The following is a 25,746-nucleotide window of genomic DNA, read 5'->3' on the forward strand; positions in this document are numbered from 1 at the left end:
GACGCAAACCGCGTAGCAACATGTATACCCGCCGAACGGGGAGTTAACAGCCGCAACGAATACTGTTCACGCACCTAACAGGGGAAAATGCTGCCACGTCGGAAACGCCCAGACAACGCAAAGGCGTCAGGAATTTCCGCGGATCACTCGGCAAACAGGTCGACCAAAACCGGCGCATGATCGCTGGGCGCCTTGCCTTTGCGTTCGTCTCGCACGATTTGCGCGGCGGCTACCCGGTCGGCCAGCGCCGGTGAGCCGAGGATGAAGTCGATGCGCATGCCTTGCTTTTTCGGAAACCGGAGCTGAGTGTAATCCCAATACGTGTAGACCCCGGGGCCTGGGGTGAAAGGCCTTACTACGTCGCTGAATTGCGCGTCGACGATGGCGTTGAACGCTTGGCGTTCCGGCTCGGACACATGCGTGGCGCCTTCGAAGAATTCGGTGCTCCACACGTCTTCGTCGGTCGGGGCGACGTTCCAGTCGCCGACCATCGCGATCTGCGCACTGGGGTCGTCGCGCAGCCAGCCTGCCGCCGTATCACGCAGGGCGGCAAGCCAATCCAGCTTGTAGGTGTAGTGCGGATCAGCCAGGGCGCGGCCGTTGGGCACGTACAGACTCCACACCCGGACGCCGCCGCAGGTGGCGCCCAGCGCGCGGGCTTCCGCCGTGGCGGCCACTTCCGGCTTGCTGCTCCAGGTGGGCTGGCCGTCGAATCCGATCTGCACGTTGTCCAGGCCCACGCGTGAGGCGATCGCCACGCCGTTCCACTGATTGAAGCCTACGTGCGCGACCTCGTAGCCGAGTTCCACGAACGGCAGCGCGGGGAACTGGCCGTCGGAGCACTTGGTCTCTTGCATGGCCAGCACGTCGACCTCGGCGCGACCGAGCCAATCGACGACGCGGTCCAAGCGAGTGCGAATCGAGTTGACGTTCCAGGTCGCGAGTCGCATGCCCGGCGATCGCAAGCGCGGCGAAGCCGGGTGAAGCGGGTCGCCGCCATCAACAGTGCCGTCGGGCATGGCTAGAAGGTATCCCAGGCGTCCGGTCGGGCTTGCAAGTAGCGACGGCTGTGGTGCAGCCGGAAGCCCAGACCTTCGGCAAGCCCGGCGTCATCATGCTCGGGCACCGCGATATAGCCGCGGGTGGCGCCGTGCTGTGCACCCCAGGCCAGCAGCGCTTCGCAGAGCCGGCTATCGCAGACGCACGGAGCCGAAAGTCCCACCCACCGAATGCCGTCGGGCGCATCTGTCACCGCCGCACCCGCGGGTGGATCCGATCCGGCGATGGACGGGTCGGGCTGATGGGCGGCGAACTCACGCACGTCGCGCACCAGCACGCGCTCGGTGTGTTCGCTCGTCCAGCCCGGCGGCAGCGCCAACAAGCGGTCCGGGATGGCCAGCCACGGGTTCAGTCCACGACGGCCGTACCAGGCGACGATCGCCGGGACGGAGCTGATCTGAGCAGAAATATCCAGTGGCACAGCAGAATTGGCGGAATGGCCGGCTTCGGGCCCGGCCCGCAGCAGCCAGCCGTCGAGCCAGGCTTGTTCCGAGCCGGCCCGGGCCGCCGCGGCGGCGTGCTCGAGTGCACGAATTGCCGAGGTGCGCACCGGCGTGTCGGTCAGCACCCGCAACGCCACCACGTCGGCGGCCGCGAACTCGACGACTGCGCCGGTCTTTGTCCGCACCCGCACCATCGGATCGACCGCCAACAGGTGGCCAACCGCATCCGTCAGCGGCGGCACCGAACCGGGCCGGCGCCGGTAGCGAACCGTCACCCGGGTTCCGAGCTCGGGCCACGAGACCATCAGTGACCGAACGGATCCGGTCCTTCGCCCGGCGTCCAGGACAGCCCGGGTACGCCCCAGCCGTGGGATTTGACGGTACGTTTCGCGGCGCGGGCGTGCCGGCCGATCAGGCGGTCCACGTAGAGGAATCCATCGAGGTGCCCGGTCTCGTGTTGCAACATCCGGGCGAACAGCCCGGTGCCCTCGATGGTGACCGGTTTGCCGTCGGCGTCCAGACCCGTGACCCGTGCCCAGGTCGCGCGCCCGGTAGGGAATGACTCGCCGGGAACCGACAGACAACCCTCGTCGTCGTCGCCTGGGTCGGGCATGGTCTCGGGTATCTCGGAGGTTTCCAGGATGGGGTTGATGATCACACCGCGGCGGCGTTCGGTCATTCCGCGATCGTCGGCACAGTCGTAGACGAACAGCCGCAGGCTATGTCCGATCTGATTGGCGGCCAACCCGACGCCGTGGGCGGCGTCCATGGTGTCGTACATGTCGGAGATCAACCCGGCGAGGTCCGCCGGTAGTGAACCGTCGGCGTCGACGGGCACCGGTTGTGTCGAGGTGTGCAACACCGGATCGCCCACGATACGAATGGGTACGACTGCCATGGTCGGCTAGCTTAAGCCCGGCGACGATGCCCGGCGGGCGGGGTCGCCTAGTAAGCAATCAAGGCAATCGGCCGACTCGCGGGTCTGGATGAACGCTTGAGGGTTCGCGGCGTGATTCAATATTCGCCGAAACATGCCCCGATATAAGTCATGTCAGTAGAGCTACAGGGAATTCGGCGGAAGGGTCCAGGGGAAGCGATATGGACAGCGCCATGGCGCGGGCAAATCGATCGGGGGACGATGCTGAAATCGCCGATGGGCTGACCCGACGCGAACATGACATCCTGGCCTTCGAACGTCAGTGGTGGAAGTTCGCCGGTGTCAAGGAAGACGCGATCAAAGAGCTGTTCTCGATGTCGGCGACGCGTTACTACCAAGTGCTCAACGCGCTCGTGGATCGGCCGGAGGCCCTGGCTGCCGATCCGATGCTGGTGAAGCGGTTGCGACGGCTGCGTGCCAGCCGTCAGAAGGCGCGCGCAGCGCGCCGCCTCGGCTTCGAGGTGACCTGACTAGCTACAGTAGGGCTCGATGAAAGAGCGCGTTCCCGACTCCACGGGGCTACCACTGCGGGCCATGGTGATGGTGTTGTTGTTCCTCGGCGTCATCTTCTTGCTGCTTGGGTGGCAGGCCCTGAGTTCCTCCGGGAAGTCCGACGACGATTCGGCCTCGGCGGCCTCGAGCGCGACCAGTTCCAGCGCTCCCGCCTCGACCTCGACGAGCCCGAAGCCCGCGGCGACCGACGCAGATATCCATGTGTTCAACATCTCCGGCAAGGACGGCGTTGCCGGACGCGCCGCGGACCAACTGAAGGCCGGCGGCTTCAAGGTCGTCGACGTCGGGAACCTCTCGCTACCCGATGTGACGGTCACGACGGTCTACTTCACCGACGCCGACGGTGAGCACGCCACCGCGGACGCGGTGGGCAAGAACTTGAACGCGCCCGTCGAACCGCGTATCCCCGCGCTCAGCGGCGAACCGCCCGGCGTCATCGTCTTGGTTGCGGGCTGACTCCGCGTCGTGAGCCGGGTTAGGCTCTCGCTATGCCTACGCTTGCCGGTCACCGCAAGGTCGTTGTCACCATGTCCGCACTGTCCGCGGCCACCAGCATCGCGTTGCTGAGTGCGTGCTCCTCGCCCCAGCACGCGTCGTCGGTCCCGGGCACCACGCCGGCCATCTGGACGGGATCTCCCGCGCCCTCGGGCACCGCGGGGGCCGAAGGCGAGGGCGCCGGACACCCGAGCGTCACCACCCTCAGAGCGCCCGACGGAACCCAGGTCGCTACCGCCAAGTTCGACTTCAGCAATGGCTACGCCACCATCACGATCGCGACAACCGGTGTTGGCGAAATCGCGCCCGGCTTTCACGGGGTGCACATTCACAAAGTGGGCAAGTGCGAAGCCAATTCGGTTGGCCCCACCGGCGGTGCGCCCGGCGACTTCCTCTCGGCCGGTGGGCACTTCCAGGCGCCGGGCCACTCGACCGAGCCGGCCAGCGGGGACCTCACCTCGCTGCAGGTTCGTCGGGACGGTGTTGGCACGTTGGTGACATCCACGGATGCCTTCACCATGGAGGATCTGTTGACGGGTGAGAAGACCGCGATCATCATCCACGCGGGCGCGGACAACTTCGCCAACATCCCGCCGGAGCGCTACAGCCAGACCAACGGGACGCCAGGTCCGGATGCGACCACGATGAGCACTGGTGACTCCGGCAAGCGAGTTGCGTGCGGTGTCATTGGTGCCGGCTAAAAGGCCCCTCGCCCACATCGATTTCGCCCGGTCGCCGCGGCCGACACTCGGCGTCGAATGGGAGTTCGCACTCGTCGACGCACAAACCCGCGACCTGAGTAACGAGGCCACCTCAGTCATCGCCGAAATCGGCGAGAATCCGCGTGTGCACAAGGAATTGCTGCGCAACACCGTTGAGGTGGTCAGCGGCATCTGCGAGTGCACCGGGCAGGCGATCGAGGATCTCCGCGAAACCTTGGGCCCCGCACGCCAGATCGTTCGGGATCGCGGCATGGAGCTGTTCTGCGCCGGCGCCCACCCGTTCGCGCAGTGGAGCACCCAGAAGCTGACCGACGCTCCCCGCTATGCCGAGCTGATCAAGCGCACCCAGTGGTGGGGCCGGCAGATGCTGATCTGGGGCGTGCACGTGCACGTCGGGATCTCCTCGGCGCACAAGGTGATGCCGATCATGACGTCGCTGCTTCGGTACTACCCGCACCTGCTGGCGCTGTCGGCATCCTCCCCGTGGTGGACCGGCGTGGACACCGGATACGCCAGCAACCGGGCCATGATGTTCCAGCAGTTGCCGACCGCCGGGCTGCCGTTCCAGTTTCAGACTTGGCCGGAATTCGAAGGGTTCGTCTACGACCAGAAGAAGACCGGCATCATCGACCATGTCGACGAAGTCCGTTGGGATATCAGGCCTTCGCCGCGTCTGGGCACCATCGAGGTGCGAGTCTGCGACGGGGTCTCCAACCTGCGTGAGCTGAGCGCCCTGGTCGCGCTGACGCACTGCCTGGTGGTCGACCTGGATCGCAGGCTGGAAGCCGACGAGTCGTTGCCGACGATGCCGCCGTGGCACAACCAAGAGAACAAGTGGCGCGCGGCACGCTACGGGCTGGACGCGGTGATCATCCTGGACGCCGACAGCAACGAGCGCCTGGTCACCGATGATCTCGCCGATCTCCTTAACCGGTTGGAGCCGGTCGCCAAATTGCTGAACTGTTCCGACGAACTCACTGCGGTGGAGGAGATCTCGCGCCACGGCGGTTCCTACCAGCGGCAGCGGCGAGTGGCCGAAGAGCACGACGGCGATCTGCGCGCGGTCGTCGATGCATTGGTGGGCGAGCTGGAGATCTGATGGAGCTGGCGATGTTTCCGCTGGAGACGGCGTTTCTGCCGAACCAGGATCTGCCGCTGCGTATCTTCGAGCCTCGCTACGTCGCGCTGGTGCGGCACTGCGTCGACACCGGGGAACCCTTCGGCGTGGTGCTGATCTCACGCGGCCGCGAGGTCGGTGGCGGTGATACGCGATGCGATGTCGGTGTGCTGTCCCGAATCACCGAATGCGTCGACGAGGGCGCGGACCGGTACTCCATTGGCTGCCGGACCGGCGAGCGAATTCGGGTGTCCGAGTGGCTGCCCGACGATCCCTACCCGCGGGCTGTCGCGCGACCGTGGCCGGACGAGGCGGGTGACGAGGTAACGCAGGCGCAGCTGCTCGACGTCGAAGACCGGATCATGGCCTTGTTCGAGCGGATCGCCCAAGCGCGCGACGCCGTGCTGCCGGACCGGGAGGCGCTGCTGGGTTCGGGAGAAGCCGACCCGGGACAGCACCTGTTCACGTTGGCCAGCCGTATCCCGATCGGTGCGGCCGACCGCTACGCCGTGCTATCGGCACCGTCGGCGGCCGGCCGGCTCACGGCACTGAGCGAGGCGGTCGACGCGATCACCGAGGTGGTGGAGTTCGGTTTGTCCGAGTAGCGGTGTGCTTTCCTATAGGGAAACTGATTGCGCGACTGGATGGTTGAGTGAAAGTACATTTGCAGGTCAACGGCTCGCCGACCGGGGCGTCGGCGAGCGCGGCCGAGATCGCCGAGACGGGTGCCGACGGCGTGTTCACCTTCGAGGGTCAGCACGACGTGTTCTTCCCACTGATCATCGCCGCCAACGAGACCAGCCTGGACTTGATGACCAACGTCGCGATCGCCGCGCCACGCAGTCCATTGCACATGGCGCATGCCGCCTACGATCTGCAGGTCTTGGGCGGCGGCAGGTTCCGGCTCGGCCTGGGCTCGCAGATCAAAGTCCACATCGAAAAGCGCTATGGCAGTAAGTGGGATCGCCCGGCAGCGCGGATGGCTGAAACGATCGCGGCGATCAAGGCGATATTCGCGGCGTGGGAAGGTCAGTCCCGCTTGGACTTTCGCGGTGAGTTCTTCACCCACACCCTGATGGCGCCCAACTTCAACCCGGGCCCCAACCCGTTCGGACCGCCTCCGGTGTTGATGGGGGCACTCGGCCCGATCATGACGCGCACCGCGGCCGAAATTGCCGACGGCCTGCTGGTGATGCCTTTCAACAGCACCCGTCACTTCGCCGAACGCACCATTCCCGCGATCAGCGAGGGACTGCGCCGTTCGGAGCGGTCCGTTGACGAGTTTGAGGTGATCGCCCAGGCCATGGTCGCGGTCGGCAGCAACGATGCGGACCTGGCCACCGCCGTCAACGGCGTCGCCTCGCTGATCGCCTTCTACGGCTCGACACCGGCCTACCTGCCGGTGCTCGAGGTCGAGGGCTGGGCGGATATCCAGCCGGAACTCAATGTGCTGTCCAAGCAGGGGCGCTTCGCCGAGATGCGCGCGCTGATCACCGATGACATGGTGGCCCGGATCGGGGTCGTCGGAACCCCCGAGCAGTGTGCCGAGCAGCTGGTCGTACGGTTCGGCGAGCACGTCGACGAAGTGTGTTGCTACTTCCCCGGTTACACGCCATCGGGCGCTGACATCGCGGAGCTGATCGGCGCCCTACACCGGAGCCCCGCACGACGATGAGCGGTGATGTGGTGGTTGACATCGATGCGGGCGTGGCGGTGCTCACGCTGAATCGGCCCGACCACCTCAACGCCTACACCGCCGAGATGGGTGCGCTGCTGAGCCGGGCGTACCGGGAGTGCGACGAGGACGACGACGTCCGGGCGATCGTCGTCACCGGCGCGGGCCGCGCCTTTTGCGCCGGCGCCGATTTCTCCAGTGGCACAACACCGTTCGAGAGTCCGCAGGACGATGGCACGTTCTCGGCGTCACCGATCGACCCGGCAGCCTTCGAATTGCGCAAACCCGTGATCGCCGCCGTCAACGGACATGCCATCGGGATCGGCCTGACCATAGCGCTGCAGGCCGACATTCGCATCGTCGCCGACGACGCCAAATACGGTGTGGTGCAAGTACGACGGGGCGTGATACCTGATTGCATGTCGCACTGGACGCTGGCGCAGCTGACCAACCTGGGCGTGGCCGCCGAGGTGTTGCTGACCGGGCGCACGTTCAGCGGGCTCGAGGCAGTCGAGTTCGGCATCGCGAATCGGGCGCTGCCCGCCGCTCAGGTGTTCGCTCACGCGCTGGAGATGGCGCGCGATATCGCGGTCAACGTGGCGCCGATGTCGGCGGCCTTGTCTAAGCGGTTGTTGTGGGACACCGCGATCCACAACTACACGCCGCGACAGGTCGCCTCCCTGGAAACACAGTTGCACCACCGCGTGATGGGCACGGCCGACGCGAGTGAAGGTGTCGCGGCGTTCTTCGAGCGACGGCCCCCGCGGTTCGCCTCCAAGGTGTCCCGCGACTGGAAAATCCTGCCGGAGCCGTGAGTATGCGGGCGGTCCGGCTCAGTTGGCACACAGCTTCTCGGAGAGTGTCCACAACTGTGCGGCCCGCTGTTCGTCGCGCGCGTACGGGGCGACGTTCTCGCTGATGCAGCAGTCTTCCAGGTACAGCGCGCCCTGGTCGGCCAGTTCCGGGCATACCGCGGCCCACACCTGGGTGGCCGCGCCCTGCTCGGGAGTGGAGAAGTCGAGGCGGCCGTCGCTCAATTCGCCGCGCAGCGCGCTGTTGTCCACGACGAGCTTGCGGAGGTCGGAGAAGTCCTCGCGGGACATGTGCCGCGCCAGCGAGGTGGCGACGGTGCCGGGATGGACGGCATACGCGCGAATTCCCAAGTCGCGCAGCCGCCGATCGGCCTCGATCGCGTGCAGGATGTTCGCCGTCTTGGACGCGCCGTATGCGAGGAACTTGTTGTAGTCGCGGTGCTCCCAATTGGGATCGTCGAAATCCACGTCGCCCATCACGTGGCCCCCGGAAGACAGGATCACCAGCCGGGCGCCCTGTGCGGCGGCCAGCTGCGGGACAAGCAGCCGGGTGAGCTCGAAGTGACCGAAATGATTTGTCCCGATCTGCAATTCGAAGCCATCACGGGTCCGGCCGAACGACGTGAACATCACGCCGGCGTTGTTCATCAACACATGCACCGCCGGCGTGATGTCGCGGATAGCCGCCGCGGCCGCGCGAACGCTGGGCAGTGCGGTCAGGTCGAGCTCGACGGTCGAGATCTGCGCACCCGGTACTTCGGTCCGCACCCGCTCGGTGGCCTCGGTGAGTGCATCCCGATTGCGAGCGGCCAGAATCACGTGGGCGCCCGCGGCGGCCAGCGCCCGCGCCGACTCAAGGCCGAGACCGGACGACGCACCGGTGATCACACAGGCCTTGCCGGACAGGTCGACTCCCTCGACAGCCTGCAGGGCGGTCCGGCGTTCGCTCACCGTGCCAGCGTAAACAACACCCGAGCCGTCAAGTGCGGGGGCTATGGACGAATTCGGGGCAATTCTGCTATCTCGGCGCCAGACTCGGCGGTAGCGCCCGGGCGGCGCGCTGCATCAACCGCGGTGCCACAATCCGATGCAGAGGCCCGACCGCGGCCCAGACCGTCCTGGCAGCGACCTTGCGGTGATAGTGCACGCGAGTGGTGAGTGTGGCACGCCGACCGTCCTCACGTCGCAGCGTCAGCTCGCCGCGCATCAGCGGGCCGTTCGTCGTCAGCACGATCGCATCCGGATCCGAATGCACGATTTTCCAGCCGATTACGTAATCGGGCGAGGACGGCGGACCCAGCCGAAATCTCAATATGTGCCCGTGAATCCACAACACGATGCCGGCACGTCGTTGCGCTTTCAGCGCAGCGCGAAACATCTGTTCGGCACCGCGTGTGTCGCCATGCGGGATCGGGACTTCGAAGACATCCGTGTAGTCAGACGCGGTCTCGCCGGTTTCGGACTGCTCGGCCAGCACCGCCGCCGCAATGCGTTTCAGTGTCCATCGCACCGCGACCCGGTGTCCGCCAGTGCCGATGACCAGCGCGCGATAGATCTTTCCCTGCACACCGGGGAAGGCGGCCCAGGTCGCCGAGCGCACCCGGGTGCGCTCGGCCGCTTCGGCATCCAACTCGAACACCCAGCGGTAGACCGCGAACGGGTGGCGGCCTTTGCACGTGAACCGCTCGGGCTCGCGGGCTTCCTCGAGCACGAAACCGGTTGGCACGGTGGTCGGGTCGTGCGGGTTGCGACACATGACTCGTTGCAGCGCCGACCACGTTTCTGCGCGATTCGCGTCGATCGTTATGGCATGCTCATCGATATAGGGTAATCGTTCCATATAGAAGGAATGTACTAGATCATGGCTCCTCCGCGGAAGCATGAAACCGATGTGATCCTCGACGCTGCCCGGGCGCTGGTGCTCGAGGGTGGGCCGCGTGCGGCCAGTGTGGCGGCGATCGCGAAATCCAGCGGCGCACCGGCCGGCACGTTGTATCACCGCTTCGGCAGTCGCGACGGGATCCTGACGGCGGCGTGGCTGCGTGCGCTGGAACGCTTCCAGTCCCGCGCGATGGCGGCCTCGGAGACCAACACGGCCGATACCCCGACCGAAACCGGGGTCGCGATGGCCGTCGCCGCGATCAGCTTCGCACGTGAACTCCCGGCCGATGCCCGGCTGTTATTGACCATTCGCCCTGCCGACCTGCTCGATGAGGAGCCCGACGCACAATTTCAGCAGACGGTGGCCGCCATGAACGCGCCGCTGACCGAGCGGGTCGGCGCCCTGGCCCGAAAACTATACGGGCGCAAAGATGCCCGATCCGTCGACGCCGTCGCACGCGCGGTCGCCGACCTGCCCTATGCCGTGGTTCGGCGGCATGCCCACGACGACGCGATGCCGACCTGGCTGGAAGCCGACGTCGCGGCGTCGGTGCGGGCGCTGCTAGAGAGCTTTGGCGAACGCCCGTAGCGAATCGACCTGGTCGGGGTCCAGCGAGGGCCGCACGGTTTTGACCGCCGCCGCCAAGTCGGCGGCGGTCACGTCGGCGGCGTCGATGGATCGGCGCATCGCGGTGAGCGCGGCCTCGCGCAGCAGGGCCACGCAGTCGGCTGCGCTATACCCGTCGAGTTCGGCGGCGATGTCGTCGAGATCGACATCGGCGCTCAGCGGAATGGACTTGGCTGCGGTCCGCAGGATTTCGCGGCGGGCCGCGGCGTCGGGCGGTTCGACGAACACCAGTCGCTCCAGGCGGCCGGGCCGCAGCAGCGCGGGGTCGATCAGATCGGGCCGGTTGGTGGCGCCCAACACCACGACGTCGCGTAGCGGGTCGATGCCGTCGAGCTCGGTCAGCAGCGAGGCCACCACCCGGTCGGTCACGCCGGAGTCGAAGCTCTGCCCGCGCCGGGGCGCCAGCGCGTCCACTTCGTCGAGAAACACCAGCGACGGCGCCGAATCCCTTGCGCGCCGGAATAACTCGCGGACCGCCTTCTCCGAGGCGCCCACCCATTTGTCCATCAGCTCGGAGCCTTTGACGGCGTGCACGCTCAGTTGCCCGGTGCTGGCCAGCGCGCGGACCACAAAGGTCTTGCCGCAGCCGGGCGGCCCATAGAGCAGCACGCCGCGCGGCGGATCGACACCGAGGCGTGCGAAGGTGTCGGGGTGCTGCAGCGGCCACAGCACCGCTTCGGTCAGCGCCTGCTTGGCTTCGGTCATGTCGCCGACATCGTCGAGCGTCACGTTGCCGACGGTCAGCTCCTCGCTGGCCGAGCGGGACAGCGGCCGGATGACGCTCAGCGCACCGACCAGATCCTCCTGGTTCAGCTTGGGCGGTTGACCGTCGGCACTGGCCCGAGACGCCGCCCGCAGCGCCGCCTCTCGTACCAGCGCGGCCAGATCGGCGGCAACGAAACCCGGTGTACGCCCTGCGATTTCATCGAGGTCCAGCTCGCCGGTGGGTACGGATTTCAGCAGTGTCTCCAGCAGCGCTTTGCGGGTCGCGCCGTCGGGCAGCGGCAAGCCCAGTTCCCGGTCGCACAGCTCGGGGGAGCGCAGCCGGGGATCGAGCTGGTCTGGTCGCGCGGACGTGGCGATCAGCGCGACGCCGTCGGTGGCCACCGCGGTGCGCAGCTCGGCGAGCACAAGGGCGGCCACCGGTTCGGCGGTCTCCGGCAGCAGTGCGTCGGCATCGGTGATCAGCAGCACGCCGCCGTCGCCACGGACCGCGGTCACCGCGGCGGCCACGGTTTTGAGCCGGTCCTCGGCCGCCAGCGCGCCCACCTCCGGGCCGTCGAGTGCGACCAGCCTGCGGCCCGCGCACACCGCGCGCACCATCGTCGCCTTGCCGACGCCGGCCGGGCCCGACACCAGCACACCCAGATTCGTCGTGGCGCCAAGGGTTTTCAGCAGGTGCGGTTCATCGAGCGCCAGCTTGAGCCATTCGCTGAGCTTGCCGGCCTGAACCTGCGATCCTTTGAGATCATCGACTCCGATGGCGGGATCGGCGACCGCGACCGATTCCGGCCGGGGTGCGAGGGCGCCGATCGGAACGCCGTCGCCCCAGGTGACCAACGAGTTCGGCTGCACACTCACCGGACCGTCGGGGTCAACGCCGGTGACGGTGAGCAACTCCGACGTCCAGCTGATCCCGACCGCCGACGCCAGTGCCCGGCTGGCGACCGACGTCGACGTGCCGGGGCCCAGGTCGCGGGGCAGCAGTGACACCGCGTCGCCCACGGTCATCACCTTGCCGAGCAGGGCCTGGCGTAGGTGGGCGGAGGTAATCGATTGGGTGGCAAGCGAAGAGCCGTTCAGCGTGACCGATCGTGCGCCGTACACCGTGACGGCGCTGACGATCACCGCGGTGCCCTCGCGCAGCCCGGCGTTGGACAGCGTCACGTCGTCGAGCAGCACCGTACTCACCGGGATCGCCCGATCGGCCAGCCCGGCCACCGCGGCGGTGGTTCGCAATCCGGTCAGCGATACCGCGTCCCACTCCCGGATGCCAAGAGCGGCAACAGCATTGGGGTGCATCCTGATGACACCGCGGCGCGAGTCGACGGCTGAGGTGTTCAGCCGGGCGGTCAGCGTCAGCTGGCCCGAGCCCGCGCGGGTCATGGCAATCGTCCACCGGGCTTACGCAGTCCCAGTCGTGCCATCGATCGCCCGCCCGGTCTTCCCAGCCGGACTATCGGCCGCCGGCTGGGCTGTGCGCGGCGGCTGGCGCGCCGCACGGCACGCCGTTGCTCGGGTTTTTCGTCCCACACTTCCGGGTGCGCGGCCAGCCAGCGCTGGTGGCGCAGTGCGAATGGGACATGGCACAGGTAGGCGATGATGATCACCCAGATTAGAACGTAGGGCGCCAACACCGCCGCCGCCGCGCAGATCGCCAGGATGGCCAGCAGCGGGGCCGCCCAGTTCGGTGGCACCGCTGCCGCATGCATCTTGCGCATCGGAAGTTTGCTGATCATCAGTATCGACGTCCCGGTGATCCAGATGCACAGAAACACCGGCGACGACCACCAGCCGGCACCGAACTGCAATTTGAGTCCGATCAGGCCGATCATCGAGATCGCGCCCGCCGGGGCGGGCATCCCGACGAAGAATTCGTGCGCATAGGCCGGCTGGGTCCCGTCGTCCTGCAGCGCGTTGAACCGGGCCAGTCGCAGCACCACGCACACCGCGTACAGCAGCACCACGATCCAGCCGGCCGGCGAGGCCGACAGCAGCGTCACGTAGAGCACGATCGCGGGCGTCACCCCGAAGTTCACCGCGTCGGCCAGCGAGTCGATCTCCTCACCGAGCCGCGATTGCGCGTCCAGGATGCGGGCTACCCGGCCGTCCAGCCCGTCGAGAATCGCAGCGGCGGCGATCAGCGCCATAGCGGCCTTCGGCTGGTGCTCGAGGGCGAACTTGATGGAAGTCAGCCCCGCGCAGATGGACAGCACCGTCATCGCACTGGGCAGGATCTGCAGGTTGACTGCCCGGCCCCGGATCTTGTTGGTCATGGCAGGTCGGCCAATACGGTTTCGCCGCCCACCGCGCGCTGCCCGACGGCGACGATCGGCGCGGTGCCCGGTGGCAGGTAGGTGTCCAGCCGTGAGCCGAACCGGATCAGGCCGTAGGTGTCACCGATGGCCAGCTTGTCTCCGACGTGCGCGTCGCACACGATGCGGCGCGCGATGAGTCCGGCGATCTGCACGGCGACTACCTCGGCGCCACTGTCGGTCCGGATCCGCACGCTGGTGCGCTCGTTCTCGTCGCTCGCCGACGGCAGGTCGGCCGACCCGAAGCGGCCGGGCCGGTGCTGCACGGCGATCACTTCGCCGCCGACCGGGGCGCGCTGCACGTGGGCGTCCAGGATCGACAGGAAGATGCTGACCCGCGGTAGCGGCGCGTCGCCCATGCTGAGTTCGGCGGGCGGGACGGCGGAGTCGACCAGGCAGATCAGGCCGTCGGCCGGGGCGACGACAACACCGGGTTTGGTGGGCGGCACTCGCGGCGGGTGCCGGAAGAACGCCGCGCAGGCAGCGGCGGTTAGCAGGCCGGCCCGACGGGGCCACCGGTGGTTGTGTCCGAGGACTGCCAGCGCCAAGCCGGCCGAGATGAACGGCAGGCCGGCGGGATGCACCGGCGGAACGGTCTCGCGCACCAATTCGAGCATGTGCCGTGGGCTGACCGTCGGGCCCTGGTAGGACGGGCCTTCCTCAGTGGAAGGGCGGGGGCGTCGTGCCACCCGCGTCATCTTACGGAGCGTGGGCGGCCTTCGGGTTCGCCCGGGCCACAGCGGTAAGGATTTAACTATCACGACGCAGGAGGTCCACCGATTTCGACGCAGGCGCAAACTCACAACATCTCGGTACGACAGCTGCGTCACGCAAAAATCACCGTCACCGTCGTCTTCACGGCGCATGCGGTGATGGCCGCGTCCTGGGTCGCCTATATCCCCCAAGTCAAAGCCCAGCTCGGTCTGTCCAACGCGGATCTGGGCACGGCGCTGTTCGGTGCGCCGCTGGGTTCCGTCGCGGCCATGATCTTTTGCCACTGGGCACTACCCCGGTGGGGCAGCCGCCGGTTGGTTCCCGTCACCCTCGTCGGTTATGCCGTCGCCACAACAACTATTGGGGTGGCCTCCTGCGAGCTGTCGCTGTTCCTGACACTGGCCGTGTGGGGCGTGTTTCAGGGTGCATTGGACGTCGCGATGAACACCCAGGCCGCCACCGTCGAGCGGCTCGCGCGGGCGCCGATCATGGCTCGCTTCCACGGCATGTGGAGTGTGGGCGCATTGCTCGGAGCAAGCACCGGTGCGGCCGCTGTGACCGCCGGAGTCGGCCTGAGCCCGCTGTTGACGGTCGTGGGGATCGTCGTCCTCGTTGTCGCGGGACCGTTCACCCGGTACCTGGTAGCCGAGCAGGCGGACGCCGGCGATTCGAGAGCGCGCTCGAGGAGGCGCTCGGGGTTGACGGCCACGGTGGGCGTGCTTGCCGCAGTGTCCTTCGCGTCCTTTCTGACCGAGGGCGCTGCGTCGGACTGGTCGACCACCTACTCACGCAACGTCGTCGGTGCCAGCCCCGGCGTGGCCGCGCTGAGCTACGCCGCGTACACCTTGCTGATGGTGGTCACCCGGTTGGGGGCCACCCGGCTACAGGCACGTTTTTCCGCCCGTCGGCTACTGCCCGTTTTAGCCCTGTTCGCGGCGATCACGATGAGTGTGACGCTGGTGGTGGCCAGCCCCGTCGTCAGCGTGATCGGCTTCGCCTGCCTGGGTGCCGGCGTGGCGCTGCTGGTTCCCACCGCGTTCAGCGCCGCCTACTCTGCGGGCAACGCAGGGTCGGCGATTGCGATCGTGGCTGCCGGGGGCTGGCTGGGCTATCTGTTGGGGCCGCCGCTGATCGGCCATCTCGCCGACCGGATTGGATTGCCGGGAGCGCTGGTGACCATTCCGGTGATGGTGAGCGTGGCCGCGATCGCAATCCGGTGTACCTCTGCGTTCCAGGCCGCCGACGACTTTCACCGGGCGCCTTAGCTCAGATCCCAGACCTGCAGCTCGGTTCCGGCGGACACCTCCTCGACATCCTCGGGGATGTCGAGGAGTCCGTTCGCCGAGGCGAGCCAGCGCAGATGGTGTGAGGCCGGCGGGCCGTAGCTGAGCACGCTGCCGCCGTCGGTGTCGAAGATCGCGCGGCGGAACTGACGCTTGCCCCGCGGTGAGGTCAACGACTCGGCGAGAACCGCGGGCCGGTGCGGGCGGTGTGGGTCTGGTAGGCCCATGGCCGTGCGCAGCGCCGGACGGATGAACACCTCGAAGGACACCAGCGCGCTGACCGGGTTGCCGGGCAGGGTGACGATCGTCGTGCCGGCGACCCGCCCGATGCCCTGGGGCATCCCCGGTTGCATTGCCACCTTGACGAATTCGACTCCCTGATCACCCTCACGACCAAAGGCGTCTTTGACGACCTCGTAGGCGCCGGCGCTGACTCCGCCGCTGGTGATGATCAGGTCCGCGTTCCCCGCGTGCCGATCCAGGATCGAGCTGAACTGCTCGACGTCGTCTTCGGCGGTCGCGACGGCGCTCACGTCCGCGCCCGCTTCACGCACGGCCCCGGCCAGCATGATCGAGTTGGACTCGTAGATCTGTCCGGCCAGCAGCGGGGTGCCCGGCGTCACCAGCTCCGTTCCGGTCGAGATCACCAGCACCCGCTGCCGTGGGATCACGGATAGCCCCGGCAATCCCAGCGCCGCGGCCAGGCCCAGCACTGCCGGCGTGACGACCTGGCCCTTGCGCAGCACGGTGGTGCCCGGTGCCACGTCCTCGCCCGCGCGACGGATGTGCTTGCCGGGCGGTGAACCTGAGCGGATCGCGACCGAGTCGACGCCGCCATCGGTGTTCTCCACCGGCACAATGCCCGTCGCCCCGGCCGGCAGTGGCGCGCCGGTCATAATCCGGTGCGCGGTCCCGGGTTGCAGCGTCAACTGATCGATGCGCCCGGCCGGAATGTCCTCGGCGACCGGCAGTACCACCGGATGCTCGGGCGTGGCGTCCGCCGTGTCCTCGGCGCGCACCGCGTATCCGTCCATCGCGGAGTTGTCGAAAACCGGCAGCGCCAGGTCGGCAACCACGTCGTCGGCCAGGACCAGGCCTTGCGCCTGCGCCAGCGGGACCGTGACGGCGGGGCGGGCACTGATCATTGCCGCTACGACGCGCTGATGCTCTTCGACTGACCGCACCCGGCCATTATCGGCCTGTCGGATTTCGAAGCTAGTACTACCCGCCCCGGGGGTCTCGCGCGACGTAGAGTCGAGAACGTGATTACCGGGTTGGCCCATACCGGGGTATGCGTCCCGGATTGTGAGGCCGCAGTGGCCTTCTACCGAGACGTATTGGGCCTGCGTGTGCTCTCGCCGCCGTATGTGATGGCCGGTAACGCCATTCGCAACGACATGGGCGAGCTGGTGGCCGACCCCACCATGAAAGCGGCCATTGTCGGCCTGGGCGACGACAGTGATCGCGTCCTGGAGGTGATCGAGTACCTCAACGTCGACGGTGACTCTCCCGCCGGCAGGGCCCTGACCGACCACGGGCTCTCGCACGTCGGGCTGATCTGTACGGACCTCGACGCCACTCGGGCCGAACTCGAGAGCAAGGGAGTTCGCTTCCTGGTCAGCGGAATTGCGGACGTCGCCCGCGTGCGCACCACGTGGTTCGTCGACCCGTGGGGCGTGGTGTTCATCCTGGTGGAGAAGAGCCGTCCCGAGCGACCCTACTTCGCGCAATGGGGCTAAAGCCGCGCGTCGGGGTGATCGGCGCGGGTGCCGGGGGCATCGCGATGGGAATTCAGCTCGCGCAGGGGGGCTACGACTTCACCATGTTCGACCGCGCCGACGGATTCGGAGGCACCTGGCGGCACAACACTTTTCCGGGTGCGGCCTGCGATGTCCCGTCGCATCTGTACTCGTATTCGTTCGCGCTCAACCCGCGATGGAGCAAGACCTACGCGAACCAGCCCGAGATCCTGGCCTATCTCGAAAGGGTGGCCGACGAACACGGGCTGGGCCCACACCTGCGGCCGGGCACCGCGATCAGCACGGTGCGCTGGTCGGACACGCACCGCCGCTGGACGCTGGTCACCGACGACGGGGATGAGCACGAGTTCGACGCCGTGGTCAGCGCGGTCGGGATGCTCGATGTGCCCAACGTCCCGGATATCCCTGGGGCGCGGCGTTTTCGGGGAAGGCGATTCCACTCCGCGCGCTGGGATCACAGCAAGTCGACGGCGGGTGAGCGGGTCGCATCCATCGGTACTGGCGCCAGCGCGATCCAGTACGTTCCCGCGATCGCCCCAAAAGCCGGTCATCTCACCGTCTTTCAGCGAACCCCGATCTGGATCTCGCCCCGCTTCGATTTTCCGTTCAGCGCCGAGCAGCACGCGGAGTTCGAACGCGATCCCGCGGCGGTTCAGAAGCTGCGCGACGAGGCCTTCGACGCCTACGAGTCGTCCAGTTTCGACGTCGACGCCACGCAGACCCGCGAGGCGACCGAGCTGGCCCGCAGCTACCTGATGCGCAAGGTCGCCGATCCCGAGCTGCGCGCCAAGCTGACGCCGGACTACCCGGCGGGTTGCAAGCGGCCACTGATGTCGCGTGAGTGGTACCCGACGTTCGGATTGCCGAACGTCAGCCTGGAAACGACCGCGATCGCCGAGATCACGGAGCGGGGCGTGCGCACCACCGACGGCGCCGAGCATCGCGTCGACACCATCATCTACGGCACCGGCTTCAAAGCCGCCGACTATCTGGACAGCATCGACGTGTACGGAAGCGGCGGCCGTCAGCTGCGCGAGGACTGGAGCGACGGCGCGGAAGCCTACTTGGGCACGCTGATTGCCGGGTATCCGAACTTCTTTACGCTATACGGCCCCAACACTAATGGCGTCAACTCGATCATCTACATCCACGAGGCACAGACGACGTTCATTCGCCAGATACTCGACGTAATGGGCAGTCGCGGCGCGCGGACCATCGAGGTCACCCCCGACGCACAGCGCCGCTACAACGACGAGCTCCAGACCGCGATGGAGGGCAAGGTCTGGCTCGCCTGCACCAATTACTTTCGCCATCCCAGTGGCAAGGTCGTCACCCAATTGCCCTACAGCGGGCGGACATTCTTCGAGCGCACCCGCACGCTGGTCGACGACGACTACCGGCTGCGTGCATAACCTAGCCAAGCACCGGCAGCAGCAGCCGCGACGACGACCGGATGGTGTTGATGGTGCTAGTGCCGACGGGCGCATGACGGAAGTCCATGATGGCCGGAACGTCGGGGTTCTGGTCGTCGCTGGTGAGTGTCAACCGGATACGGTGCCCGCGGCGGAACCGGCGGGCGTTGGGGAGCAACGGGATTCGATACACGACGTCTTGACCGATCGGGACCCCGACCGCGGTCCGGCACGGTAACGCCGGGGCGCCGGGTCGGCTGGCGTCTTCGTCGATCTCGCGCAGGCTGGCCCGAAGCCATCCACTGGTGAGGTGGTCGACAAGCGAGCCGTCTTCGGCGATATCGGACACGGTGACGATCCAGCCGGTGTCCAACGCCGTCGCCGAAGCGACCAAGCGCAGTTCGATGTCCCCGGCCACATCGAGGTCATCATCCAGCGGCGCGGTGGTCCAGGTCAGCAGCGACGGCGGATCGATCTCGCTGGGCCTGGCGCGGTTGAGTCCTGTTCCCAGGGACCAATATTCGCGGCTGCCGGGTTCGCCCTCGTCGGCGGCGAGGGCCGCGTCGGCGCGCAGCGCAAGTTCGACGTGCGAGCTGTGCGCGGGCGGCCACGACTCCTCGGCCTTCCACTCGTCGGCTTCGGGCAGGAAGTAGCGGAACGCGGGCCCCTCGAGGATCCCGGTGTCGCGTCCCTTGAGCCAATGGTCGTACCATGCGAGCGCCTCGATGTGCATGCTCTCCCATGGCCAGGTCAGGCCGTACTTGCCGAGCATCGCGACCCGGACGCAGGGGCTCTTGGTCAGGTTGCGCAGCGCCGAAAAGGTCGACGGCAGATGAAGCGGCGCATTCTCCCAATCGCAACCCAAATAGACTGGTATGTCGATATTTTCGAGCAAAGGCGTAAGGTCGCGTTCGTCCCACCATGCGTCCCGTATCGGATGTCTGACGACGGCGTTCTGCCAGAGCTCGTCCCACGGCCGCGGCGGATGCGGGAGTTTCATCAGCAGGTTGAGCATGCCGTTGGCCGATTCGCCGTTCATCGTGGCGAATTTCTTGTGCACCGGCGGCAGATTCAAGATGCGCCGGGCAACGGTGAACGGCCCGCTGCGGTAGAACCTGTCGCTCTTGGGCGCCGTCAGCCCCAGCATCGACAGAAACGAACTGACAAATTTCGAACTGGGCAGGCCGTGATGGGTCGCGGCGTCGTAGAGATCACCGGTGACGGCGAACGGAAAGATGGCCCTCAGATGTGGGGGCCGCTCAACGGCGGCCTCCAGTTGAGTCATGGCGAAGTAGCTGATGCCGAGCATCCCGACATTGCCGTCACACCACGGTTGTTCGGCGACCCACTCGATCACGTCGTGCATGTCCCGGCGCTCTTGACTATCGAAGAAGGCGAAAGTCCCACCGGAGCCGCCGGTTCCACGCAGGTTCACGATGATGTGGACATAACCGCGCGGCACCCAGAAGTCGGTTGCGCCCGCCTCGATGAAGCCGGCCGGCGCGCCGAGATCTTGTATCTGCCGGGCATAGGGCGATGCGGCCACCAACGCCGGAAACGACTCGTCGGCATCCGGGCAATAGATGTCGGCCATCAACTCGATTCCGTCGCGCATCGCAATCTTGACGTTGAGGTGCCGGCGCGTGCCGTACCTCGGTTCGCTCAGGTTGCGGAACTCGCGGCCCGATGTCTGCGGTCCGTTCAGCCGGCGCTGGCCGCGGTCAAGTCCGGCGACGCGTTTCGAGGTGGTGATCACGGGGCTCTCCAAAGTTTCATGCTGCGTTGAGACAAGTCTCACGCTACGTTGAGATAAGTCTCAACGCAAGAGGAAATTCACGCTATGATGAGACTCGTGCCGAAGAAATCGTTAACTCCGGGTCCGCGCGATGAACGCGGCGTGCTGGCCGCGCGGATTGTTGCCGCCGCCCGCGACGAGTTCGCCGATCACGGCTGGGCCGGAACTACGATCCGGGCGGTCGCGCGGGCGGCCGATGTCGACCCCGCGCTGGTCTACCACTACTTCGGTTCGAAGGAAGGCCTGCTGGACGCCGCGACCAACCCGCCGCAGAAGTGGCTGGACAACGTCGCCAAGGCGTGGGCTACGCCGATCGATCAGCTAGGCGCCGCGCTGATCACGCTGTTGCTGGCCAGCTGGGCCGATGACGAGGTCGGCCCGACGCTGCGCGCCATCCTGCAGACCGCCGCGCACGAACCGGCCACCCGGGAGAAGCTGCGCCGCGTCGTCGCGGGCAGCCTGATGGGTGTTGCCGAACTCGGCAGCGACGAACGCGACCGCCTGGTCCGCAGCGGGCTCGTCTCCTCACAGATGATGGGTTTCGCCCTGATGCGCTACGTCTGGAGGATCGAGCCGCTGGCATCGATGACCGACGACGAGGTGATCGGCGCGATCACGCCCAACCTGCAGCACTACGTCAGCGGCGATCTGAGCGCTTGACTGCTCGCCAGGCCCAGCGCTCAGACCCAATAGTTGTCGTGCGAGACGAACCACTGAGTGCGTTCGTCGTCGGTCATGTCGGCCAGTGCGCCGACGCCCTCGAAGTAGGCCTCGCGCGGCGCACCCGGCGCGAACAGAACCAGGACCGAAGTGGGTTCGTCGGCCTCGTTGCGGAAACCGTGGATGCCGCCCGGCGGGACGTAGAGGAAGTCACCTTGATGTCCGTCGGTCCACTCGGTCCCCTCGTAGAGCTTGATCGTCCCGGAGAGCACGAAGAAGGCCTCTGACATGGCGCGATGAAAGTGGGCCGCGGGCCCGCCGCCGGCCGGGCCGATGTCGACCCGGTACAGGCCGTAGTCGCCGTCGGTCGCCTGCTGGTTCGCCAGGTAGTGGTATTTGACGCTGGCAGTCTCGTAGTCCGGTGGGGCGTCGGCCCGTCTAAGCCAGGCGCTGACCTCTGGCTCGTCGGCGGTGTAGCGGGGCGGCGGATACGGCGGCACGACGAGGGACATGGTTCCAGATTGCCAGTTAGCATCGCGGGAGTGGCGGAGCCCGAGGACGTGCGTGTGGAACGGCTGCTGGACGCCCAGGGCAAGGCGGCGCAATTGTTCGACGAGATCGAACAGCGCGCCATGATCCGGCCCGGCGTGGCAGAGCGGGCGCTATCCGACGAGATTCGCGACCTGGCCGCGGAGATGTTCGGCGTGACCCGGCACTGGCACCGGCGCATCGTGCGAGCCGGCGAGAACACCTTGCAGCCCTTCAAGGAGCATCCGGCGGACCGGGTGATCGCCGATGACGACATCGCGTTCCTCGACCTGGGGCCCGTCTTCGAGGAATGGGAGGCCGACTTCGGGCGGACGTTTGTGCTGGGCGACGATCCTGCCAAAATGGCTGTCCGCGACGCACTTCCGCGGGTCTGGGCGGCCGGGCGCCACTACTTCGACGAGCACGCTTGCGTCACTGGCACCGAGTTGTTCGACTATGTCGTCGGCGCGGCCGGGGCCGAGGGGTTCGACTGGGGCAGTCCGATCGCCGGGCATTTGGTGGGCGAGTTTCCGCACAAGAAGATCGCCGGCGACGGCGCGCAGTGGTACATCACACCCGGTGCGGACGAGCCGATGCGGCGCACCGACGGCCGCGGGCGGCCGTGCCACTGGATCCTCGAGATCCATCTGGTCGACCGCCCGCGCGGTTTCGGCGGCTTCTACGAACAGCTGCTCGATCTGCCTTAGCTGCCCTAGTCGAAGGGGTAGACCACGCCGGTGAGCTCCTCGGAGACCGCCCACAACCGGCGCTGCACCTCGAGGTCATGCGACTTCTCGCTGGAGGACACGATCTTGGGGTGGCCGCGTTGCTCGCCGAGGCCGTCGGGGCCGTAGTACTGCCCGCCGAGCACGCCGGGGTCGGTCGCGGCACGCAGGGTCGGCAGCGCGCCCATATCGGCTCCCTGGAACAGTGGCTCGATCGCCGGCGCGATGCGCGCCAGCAGCGGAGGCAGGTGGCGGGTCAGCTCGGTGCGGGAGCCGCCGGGGTGCGCGGCCGCGGCGATCGTCGTCCCCTGGGGAGCCAGCCGTCGCTGCAGTTCATAGGTGAACAGCAGGTTGGCCAGCTTGGCCTGCCCGTAGGCGGCGACCCGGTTGTAGCTGCGCTCCCACTGCAGATCGTCGAAGTGAATGTCGCCGCGGATGCGGTGCCCGATGCTGCTGACCGTCACGACCCGGGACCCGGCGACCGGCAGCAGCCGATCCAGGAGCAGGCCGGTGAAGGCGAAATGGCCGAGGTGGTTGGTGCCGAACTGCAGCTCGAAGCCGTCTTTGGTGGTCGACTTCGGCGTCCACATCACGCCCGCGTTGTTGATCAGCAGGTCGATGCGGTCGTGTGCGGACCGCAGCTCGTCGGCCGCGGCCCGGATCGAGTCCAGCGACGTCAGGTCGAGCTCCTGCAGCGCGACATCGGCCTGCGAGCTGGTGGCCGCGATGCGTGCGGCGGCCTCCTTGCCTTTGTCGAGATTGCGCACCGCCAGCACGACGTGGGCGCCGTGGTCGGCGAGTGCGGCGGCGGTTTCGTAGCCCAGGCCGGTGTTGGCTCCGGTGATGACGGCGACGCGACCGGATTGGTCGGGAATGTCGGCGGCGGTCCATTTGGCCATGACGGGCTCCTTAAGAACTTGTAGAGTAAAACGGGGCGAGCGCTCCGGTTGTCTTCACAATACGGAACGATCGCCCCGCTTTGTCAACCGATGGGTGGTGAATAGATGGCGCAGCCCGAACGTCGGCTGCGTGCCGACGCGGCGCGCAATCGTGCGCGGGTGCTGGAGGTCGCCTACGACACTTTTGCGGCCGAGGGCTTGTCGGTGCCCATCGACGAGATCGCGCGTCGCGCCGGAGTCGGGGCCGGCACCGTCTACCGGCATTTCCCGACCAAGGAGGCGCTGTTTGCGGCGATCATCGAGGACCGCATGCAGCGATTGGTCGACGACGGGCGCGCCCTGCTGGAATCCGACGGGCCTGGCGACGCGCTCTTTGTCTACCTGCGCTCGATCGTGCTGCAGTGGGGCGCCGGGGATCGTGGCCTGGTCGACGCCCTGGCCGGGTTCGGCATCGACATCGCCACCGCGGCACCGGACGCCGAGGAAGCCTTCCTGGCGATCCTCGACGAGCTGCTGCGCGCCGCGCAGCGGGCGGGCACCGCGCGGCCGGACATCGGGGTGCGCGAAGTGAAGGCGATCATGGTCGGATGCCAGGCGATGGAGGCCTACAACTCGGAGTTGGCCGAGCGGGTTACCGACGTCGTCGTCGACGGTTTACGCGCTAGGCGATAGCGGCTGCCCCGTTCTTGCACTCGGCATAGGCGAGTGCTAAGAATGACACTGGCACTCGCAGTGGGTGAGTGCTAGGTCGGGACGGTGAGGCCCAGGCTGTCGTCGCTAGACGGCAACTTGAGCCGTCCGTCGCGGGCACTGCGCCCGGCCAGCGTAAGTAACCTGATGGCCCACCACGTGGCCATTGGGTGTCATCCCCAATCCGGAGGAATCACTTCGCAATGGCCAAGACAATTGCGTACGACGAAGAGGCCCGTCGCGGCCTCGAGCGGGGTCTGAACAGCCTCGCCGACGCGGTAAAGGTGACGTTGGGCCCCAAGGGTCGCAACGTCGTCCTGGAGAAGAAGTGGGGCGCTCCCACGATCACCAACGATGGTGTGTCCATCGCCAAGGAGATCGAGCTGGAGGACCCGTACGAGAAGATCGGCGCCGAGCTGGTCAAGGAAGTTGCCAAGAAGACCGACGACGTCGCCGGTGACGGCACGACGACGGCCACGGTGTTGGCTCAGGCGCTCGTCAAAGAGGGCCTGCGCAACGTCGCTGCCGGCGCCAACCCGCTGGGTCTCAAGCGCGGCATCGAGAAGGCGGTCGAGAAGATCACCGAGACCCTGCTGAAGTCGGCCAAGGACGTTGAGACCAAGGCGCAGATCGCTGCGACCGCGGGCATCTCCGCGGGCGACCAGTCGATCGGTGACCTGATCGCCGAGGCGATGGACAAGGTCGGCAACGAGGGCGTCATCACCGTCGAGGAGTCCAACACCTTCGGCCTGCAGCTCGAGCTCACCGAGGGCATGCGGTTCGACAAGGGCTACATCTCGGGCTACTTCGTCACCGACGCTGAGCGTCAGGAAGCGGTCCTGGAGGACCCCTACATCCTGCTGGTCAGCTCCAAGGTGTCGACCGTCAAGGACCTGCTTCCGCTGTTGGAGAAGGTCATCCAGGGCGGTAAGCCGCTGCTGATCATCGCCGAGGACGTCGAGGGCGAGGCACTGTCCACGCTGGTCGTCAACAAGATCCGCGGCACCTTCAAGTCGGTGGCGGTCAAGGCCCCCGGCTTCGGTGACCGTCGCAAGGCGATGCTGCAGGACATGGCCATCCTCACCGGTGGTCAGGTCGTCAGCGAAGAGGTCGGCCTCTCCCTGGAGACCGCCGACATCTCGCTGCTCGGTAAGGCCCGCAAGGTCGTGATCACCAAGGACGAGACCACCATCGTCGAGGGCGCCGGAGACTCCGACGCCATCGCCGGCCGGGTGGCCCAAATCCGCGCCGAGATCGAGAACAGCGACTCCGACTACGACCGTGAGAAGCTGCAGGAGCGCCTGGCCAAGCTGGCCGGCGGTGTTGCGGTGATCAAGGCCGGAGCTGCCACCGAGGTGGAGCTCAAGGAGCGCAAGCACCGTATCGAGGACGCGGTCCGCAACGCCAAGGCCGCCGTCGAGGAGGGCATCGTCGCCGGAGGTGGCGTGGCCCTGCTGCAGGCTGCACCGGCCCTAGAGGAGCTCAAGCTCAAGGGTGACGAGGCCACCGGTGCCAACATCGTCCGGGTGGCGCTCGAGGCTCCGCTGAAGCAGATCGCCTTCAACTCCGGGCTGGAGCCCGGCGTTGTCGCCGAGAAGGTCCGCAACTCGAAGGCTGGCACCGGCTTGAACGCCGCCACGGGTGAGTACGAGGACCTGCTGAAGGCCGGCGTTGCCGACCCGGTCAAGGTGACTCGTTCGGCGCTGCAGAACGCGGCGTCGATCGCGGGGCTGTTCCTGACCACCGAGGCTGTCGTTGCCGACAAGCCGGAGAAGTCAGCCGCACCGGTCGGCGACCCGACCGGCGGCATGGGCGGTATGGACTTCTAAGAAGTCGACTAGCGAAAAAGCCCGGTCCCCTGGAAACCCCAGCGGGCCGGGCTTTTTCCTTGTTCGACGGTCGGCCATTGTCCGGGCCTGGGTCGAGCGTCTTCGGCATTTTTGGGTAATTGATCTACTGAACA

The 25,746-nt window shown here is 67.0% G+C and carries 27 protein-coding genes; 15 read left to right on the forward strand and 12 right to left on the reverse strand.

Annotation, left to right across the window (positions count from 1 at the left end):
- Positions 1 to 143: 143 nt before the first annotated feature.
- The 3 genes from DB708_RS24275 to DB708_RS24285 form a co-directional block, all read right to left on the reverse strand.
- The gene (locus tag DB708_RS24275) at positions 144 to 950 is read right to left on the reverse strand and encodes an exodeoxyribonuclease III (RefSeq protein WP_201263624.1); all 807 of its coding nucleotides are present in this window, start codon (positions 948 to 950) and stop codon (positions 144 to 146) included.
- A gap of 71 nt (positions 951 to 1,021) precedes the next feature.
- On the reverse strand, positions 1,022 to 1,807 hold the full coding sequence (locus DB708_RS24280; RefSeq protein ID WP_108926016.1) for a GNAT family N-acetyltransferase, cg3035/Rv0428c family: 786 nt from the start codon (positions 1,805 to 1,807) through the stop codon (positions 1,022 to 1,024).
- Positions 1,807 to 2,400 (reverse strand): peptide deformylase, encoded by a 594-nt coding sequence (locus DB708_RS24285; RefSeq protein ID WP_108926017.1) that lies wholly within the window; start codon positions 2,398 to 2,400, stop codon positions 1,807 to 1,809. Before DB708_RS24285 ends, DB708_RS24280 begins: the two co-directional genes overlap by 1 nt.
- 200 nt (positions 2,401 to 2,600) lie before the next feature.
- On the opposite strand from DB708_RS24285, the gene DB708_RS24290 reads away from it, so the two are divergent.
- From DB708_RS24290 to DB708_RS24320, 7 genes are read left to right on the forward strand one after another with little or no spacing between them, the layout of a single operon-like run.
- Positions 2,601 to 2,909, forward strand: coding sequence for a DUF3263 domain-containing protein (locus DB708_RS24290; RefSeq protein ID WP_003873790.1), 309 nt, complete (start codon positions 2,601 to 2,603; stop codon positions 2,907 to 2,909).
- A gap of 19 nt (positions 2,910 to 2,928) precedes the next feature.
- Complete coding sequence (locus DB708_RS24295; RefSeq protein ID WP_108926018.1) at positions 2,929 to 3,408, forward strand: LytR C-terminal domain-containing protein; 480 nt, start codon at positions 2,929 to 2,931, stop codon at positions 3,406 to 3,408.
- 32 nt (positions 3,409 to 3,440) lie between these two features.
- Complete coding sequence (sodC, locus tag DB708_RS24300) at positions 3,441 to 4,148, forward strand: superoxide dismutase[Cu-Zn] (RefSeq protein WP_108926019.1); 708 nt, start codon at positions 3,441 to 3,443, stop codon at positions 4,146 to 4,148.
- On the forward strand, positions 4,138 to 5,268 hold the full coding sequence (locus tag DB708_RS24305; protein WP_108926020.1) for a glutamate--cysteine ligase: 1,131 nt from the start codon (positions 4,138 to 4,140) through the stop codon (positions 5,266 to 5,268). Before sodC ends, DB708_RS24305 begins: the two co-directional genes overlap by 11 nt.
- Positions 5,268 to 5,891: an LON peptidase substrate-binding domain-containing protein gene (locus DB708_RS24310; protein ID WP_108926021.1), complete on the forward strand. Its 624-nt coding sequence runs from the start codon at positions 5,268 to 5,270 to the stop codon at positions 5,889 to 5,891. Before DB708_RS24305 ends, DB708_RS24310 begins: the two co-directional genes overlap by 1 nt.
- Before the next feature lie 47 nt (positions 5,892 to 5,938).
- The gene (locus DB708_RS24315; protein ID WP_108926022.1) at positions 5,939 to 6,961 is read left to right on the forward strand and encodes a TIGR03617 family F420-dependent LLM class oxidoreductase; all 1,023 of its coding nucleotides are present in this window, start codon (positions 5,939 to 5,941) and stop codon (positions 6,959 to 6,961) included.
- Complete coding sequence (locus DB708_RS24320; protein ID WP_108926023.1) at positions 6,958 to 7,776, forward strand: enoyl-CoA hydratase-related protein; 819 nt, start codon at positions 6,958 to 6,960, stop codon at positions 7,774 to 7,776. The genes DB708_RS24315 and DB708_RS24320 overlap by 4 nt, the downstream gene beginning before the upstream one ends.
- Positions 7,777 to 7,794: 18 nt before the next feature.
- Here DB708_RS24320 and DB708_RS24325 read toward each other — a convergent pair whose 3' ends face one another.
- Positions 7,795 to 8,724 (reverse strand): SDR family NAD(P)-dependent oxidoreductase, encoded by a 930-nt coding sequence (locus DB708_RS24325; RefSeq protein WP_108926024.1) that lies wholly within the window; start codon positions 8,722 to 8,724, stop codon positions 7,795 to 7,797.
- Between the two features lie 67 nt (positions 8,725 to 8,791).
- Complete coding sequence (locus DB708_RS24330; RefSeq protein WP_108926025.1) at positions 8,792 to 9,613, reverse strand: DUF2867 domain-containing protein; 822 nt, start codon at positions 9,611 to 9,613, stop codon at positions 8,792 to 8,794.
- Between the two features lie 21 nt (positions 9,614 to 9,634).
- On the opposite strand from DB708_RS24330, the gene DB708_RS24335 reads away from it, so the two are divergent.
- On the forward strand, positions 9,635 to 10,243 hold the full coding sequence (locus DB708_RS24335; protein ID WP_108926026.1) for a TetR/AcrR family transcriptional regulator: 609 nt from the start codon (positions 9,635 to 9,637) through the stop codon (positions 10,241 to 10,243).
- On the opposite strand, the gene DB708_RS24340 is transcribed toward DB708_RS24335, so the two are convergent.
- The 3 genes from DB708_RS24340 to DB708_RS24350 are packed head-to-tail and all read right to left on the reverse strand — an operon-like array spanning position 10,217 to position 14,006.
- A complete protein-coding gene (locus DB708_RS24340; protein WP_108926027.1) occupies positions 10,217 to 12,388 on the reverse strand; it encodes an AAA family ATPase in 2,172 nt (723 codons plus the stop codon). The genes DB708_RS24335 and DB708_RS24340 overlap by 27 nt on opposite strands.
- Positions 12,385 to 13,278 carry a CDP-diacylglycerol--serine O-phosphatidyltransferase gene (gene pssA, locus DB708_RS24345; RefSeq protein ID WP_108926028.1) on the reverse strand — a complete coding sequence of 298 codons (894 nt, stop codon included), beginning with the start codon at positions 13,276 to 13,278 and terminating at the stop codon, positions 12,385 to 12,387. Before pssA ends, DB708_RS24340 begins: the two co-directional genes overlap by 4 nt.
- Positions 13,275 to 14,006 (reverse strand): phosphatidylserine decarboxylase, encoded by a 732-nt coding sequence (locus tag DB708_RS24350; RefSeq protein ID WP_235616928.1) that lies wholly within the window; start codon positions 14,004 to 14,006, stop codon positions 13,275 to 13,277. Before DB708_RS24350 ends, pssA begins: the two co-directional genes overlap by 4 nt.
- 132 nt (positions 14,007 to 14,138) lie before the next feature.
- On the opposite strand from DB708_RS24350, the gene DB708_RS24355 reads away from it, so the two are divergent.
- Positions 14,139 to 15,296, forward strand: coding sequence for an MFS transporter (locus DB708_RS24355; RefSeq protein ID WP_108926030.1), 1,158 nt, complete (start codon positions 14,139 to 14,141; stop codon positions 15,294 to 15,296).
- Here the strand turns inward: DB708_RS24355 and moeA are convergent.
- Positions 15,293 to 16,498 (reverse strand): molybdopterin molybdotransferase MoeA, encoded by a 1,206-nt coding sequence (gene moeA, locus DB708_RS24360; protein WP_108926031.1) that lies wholly within the window; start codon positions 16,496 to 16,498, stop codon positions 15,293 to 15,295. The two genes, DB708_RS24355 and moeA, sit on opposite strands and share 4 nt — an antisense overlap.
- 78 nt (positions 16,499 to 16,576) lie before the next feature.
- Here moeA and DB708_RS24365 point away from each other — a divergent pair, with 78 nt between their 5' ends.
- On the forward strand, positions 16,577 to 17,053 hold the full coding sequence (locus tag DB708_RS24365; RefSeq protein WP_108926032.1) for a VOC family protein: 477 nt from the start codon (positions 16,577 to 16,579) through the stop codon (positions 17,051 to 17,053).
- Positions 17,044 to 18,486, forward strand: coding sequence for a flavin-containing monooxygenase (locus DB708_RS24370; protein WP_108926033.1), 1,443 nt, complete (start codon positions 17,044 to 17,046; stop codon positions 18,484 to 18,486). Before DB708_RS24365 ends, DB708_RS24370 begins: the two co-directional genes overlap by 10 nt.
- 1 nt (position 18,487) lies before the next feature.
- On the opposite strand, the gene DB708_RS24375 is transcribed toward DB708_RS24370, so the two are convergent.
- Positions 18,488 to 20,242 (reverse strand): CocE/NonD family hydrolase, encoded by a 1,755-nt coding sequence (locus DB708_RS24375; RefSeq protein ID WP_108926034.1) that lies wholly within the window; start codon positions 20,240 to 20,242, stop codon positions 18,488 to 18,490.
- An 87-nt stretch (positions 20,243 to 20,329) separates the two neighbouring features.
- Here DB708_RS24375 and DB708_RS24380 point away from each other — a divergent pair, with 87 nt between their 5' ends.
- The gene (locus DB708_RS24380) at positions 20,330 to 20,941 is read left to right on the forward strand and encodes a TetR/AcrR family transcriptional regulator (RefSeq protein ID WP_235616949.1); all 612 of its coding nucleotides are present in this window, start codon (positions 20,330 to 20,332) and stop codon (positions 20,939 to 20,941) included.
- Between the two features lie 20 nt (positions 20,942 to 20,961).
- On the opposite strand, the gene DB708_RS24385 is transcribed toward DB708_RS24380, so the two are convergent.
- Positions 20,962 to 21,453, reverse strand: a complete 492-nt coding sequence (locus tag DB708_RS24385; RefSeq protein WP_108926036.1) for a cupin domain-containing protein — start codon at positions 21,451 to 21,453, stop codon at positions 20,962 to 20,964.
- A 30-nt stretch (positions 21,454 to 21,483) separates the two neighbouring features.
- On the opposite strand from DB708_RS24385, the gene DB708_RS24390 reads away from it, so the two are divergent.
- The gene (locus tag DB708_RS24390) at positions 21,484 to 22,176 is read left to right on the forward strand and encodes a M24 family metallopeptidase (RefSeq protein ID WP_108926037.1); all 693 of its coding nucleotides are present in this window, start codon (positions 21,484 to 21,486) and stop codon (positions 22,174 to 22,176) included.
- 5 nt (positions 22,177 to 22,181) lie between these two features.
- Here the strand turns inward: DB708_RS24390 and DB708_RS24395 are convergent, their stop codons facing one another.
- Positions 22,182 to 23,093, reverse strand: a complete 912-nt coding sequence (locus tag DB708_RS24395; RefSeq protein WP_108926038.1) for an SDR family NAD(P)-dependent oxidoreductase — start codon at positions 23,091 to 23,093, stop codon at positions 22,182 to 22,184.
- Between the two features lie 105 nt (positions 23,094 to 23,198).
- On the opposite strand from DB708_RS24395, the gene DB708_RS24400 reads away from it, so the two are divergent.
- The gene (locus DB708_RS24400) at positions 23,199 to 23,765 is read left to right on the forward strand and encodes a TetR/AcrR family transcriptional regulator (protein WP_108926039.1); all 567 of its coding nucleotides are present in this window, start codon (positions 23,199 to 23,201) and stop codon (positions 23,763 to 23,765) included.
- Positions 23,766 to 23,986: 221 nt separating this feature from the next.
- On the forward strand, positions 23,987 to 25,612 hold the full coding sequence (gene groL, locus DB708_RS24405) for a chaperonin GroEL (protein ID WP_108926040.1): 1,626 nt from the start codon (positions 23,987 to 23,989) through the stop codon (positions 25,610 to 25,612).
- Positions 25,613 to 25,746 lie beyond the last annotated feature (134 nt).

Origin of the sequence: Mycobacterium montefiorense (genome assembly GCF_003112775.1) — a bacterium.
Lineage (GTDB): Bacteria > Actinomycetota > Actinomycetes > Mycobacteriales > Mycobacteriaceae > Mycobacterium > Mycobacterium montefiorense.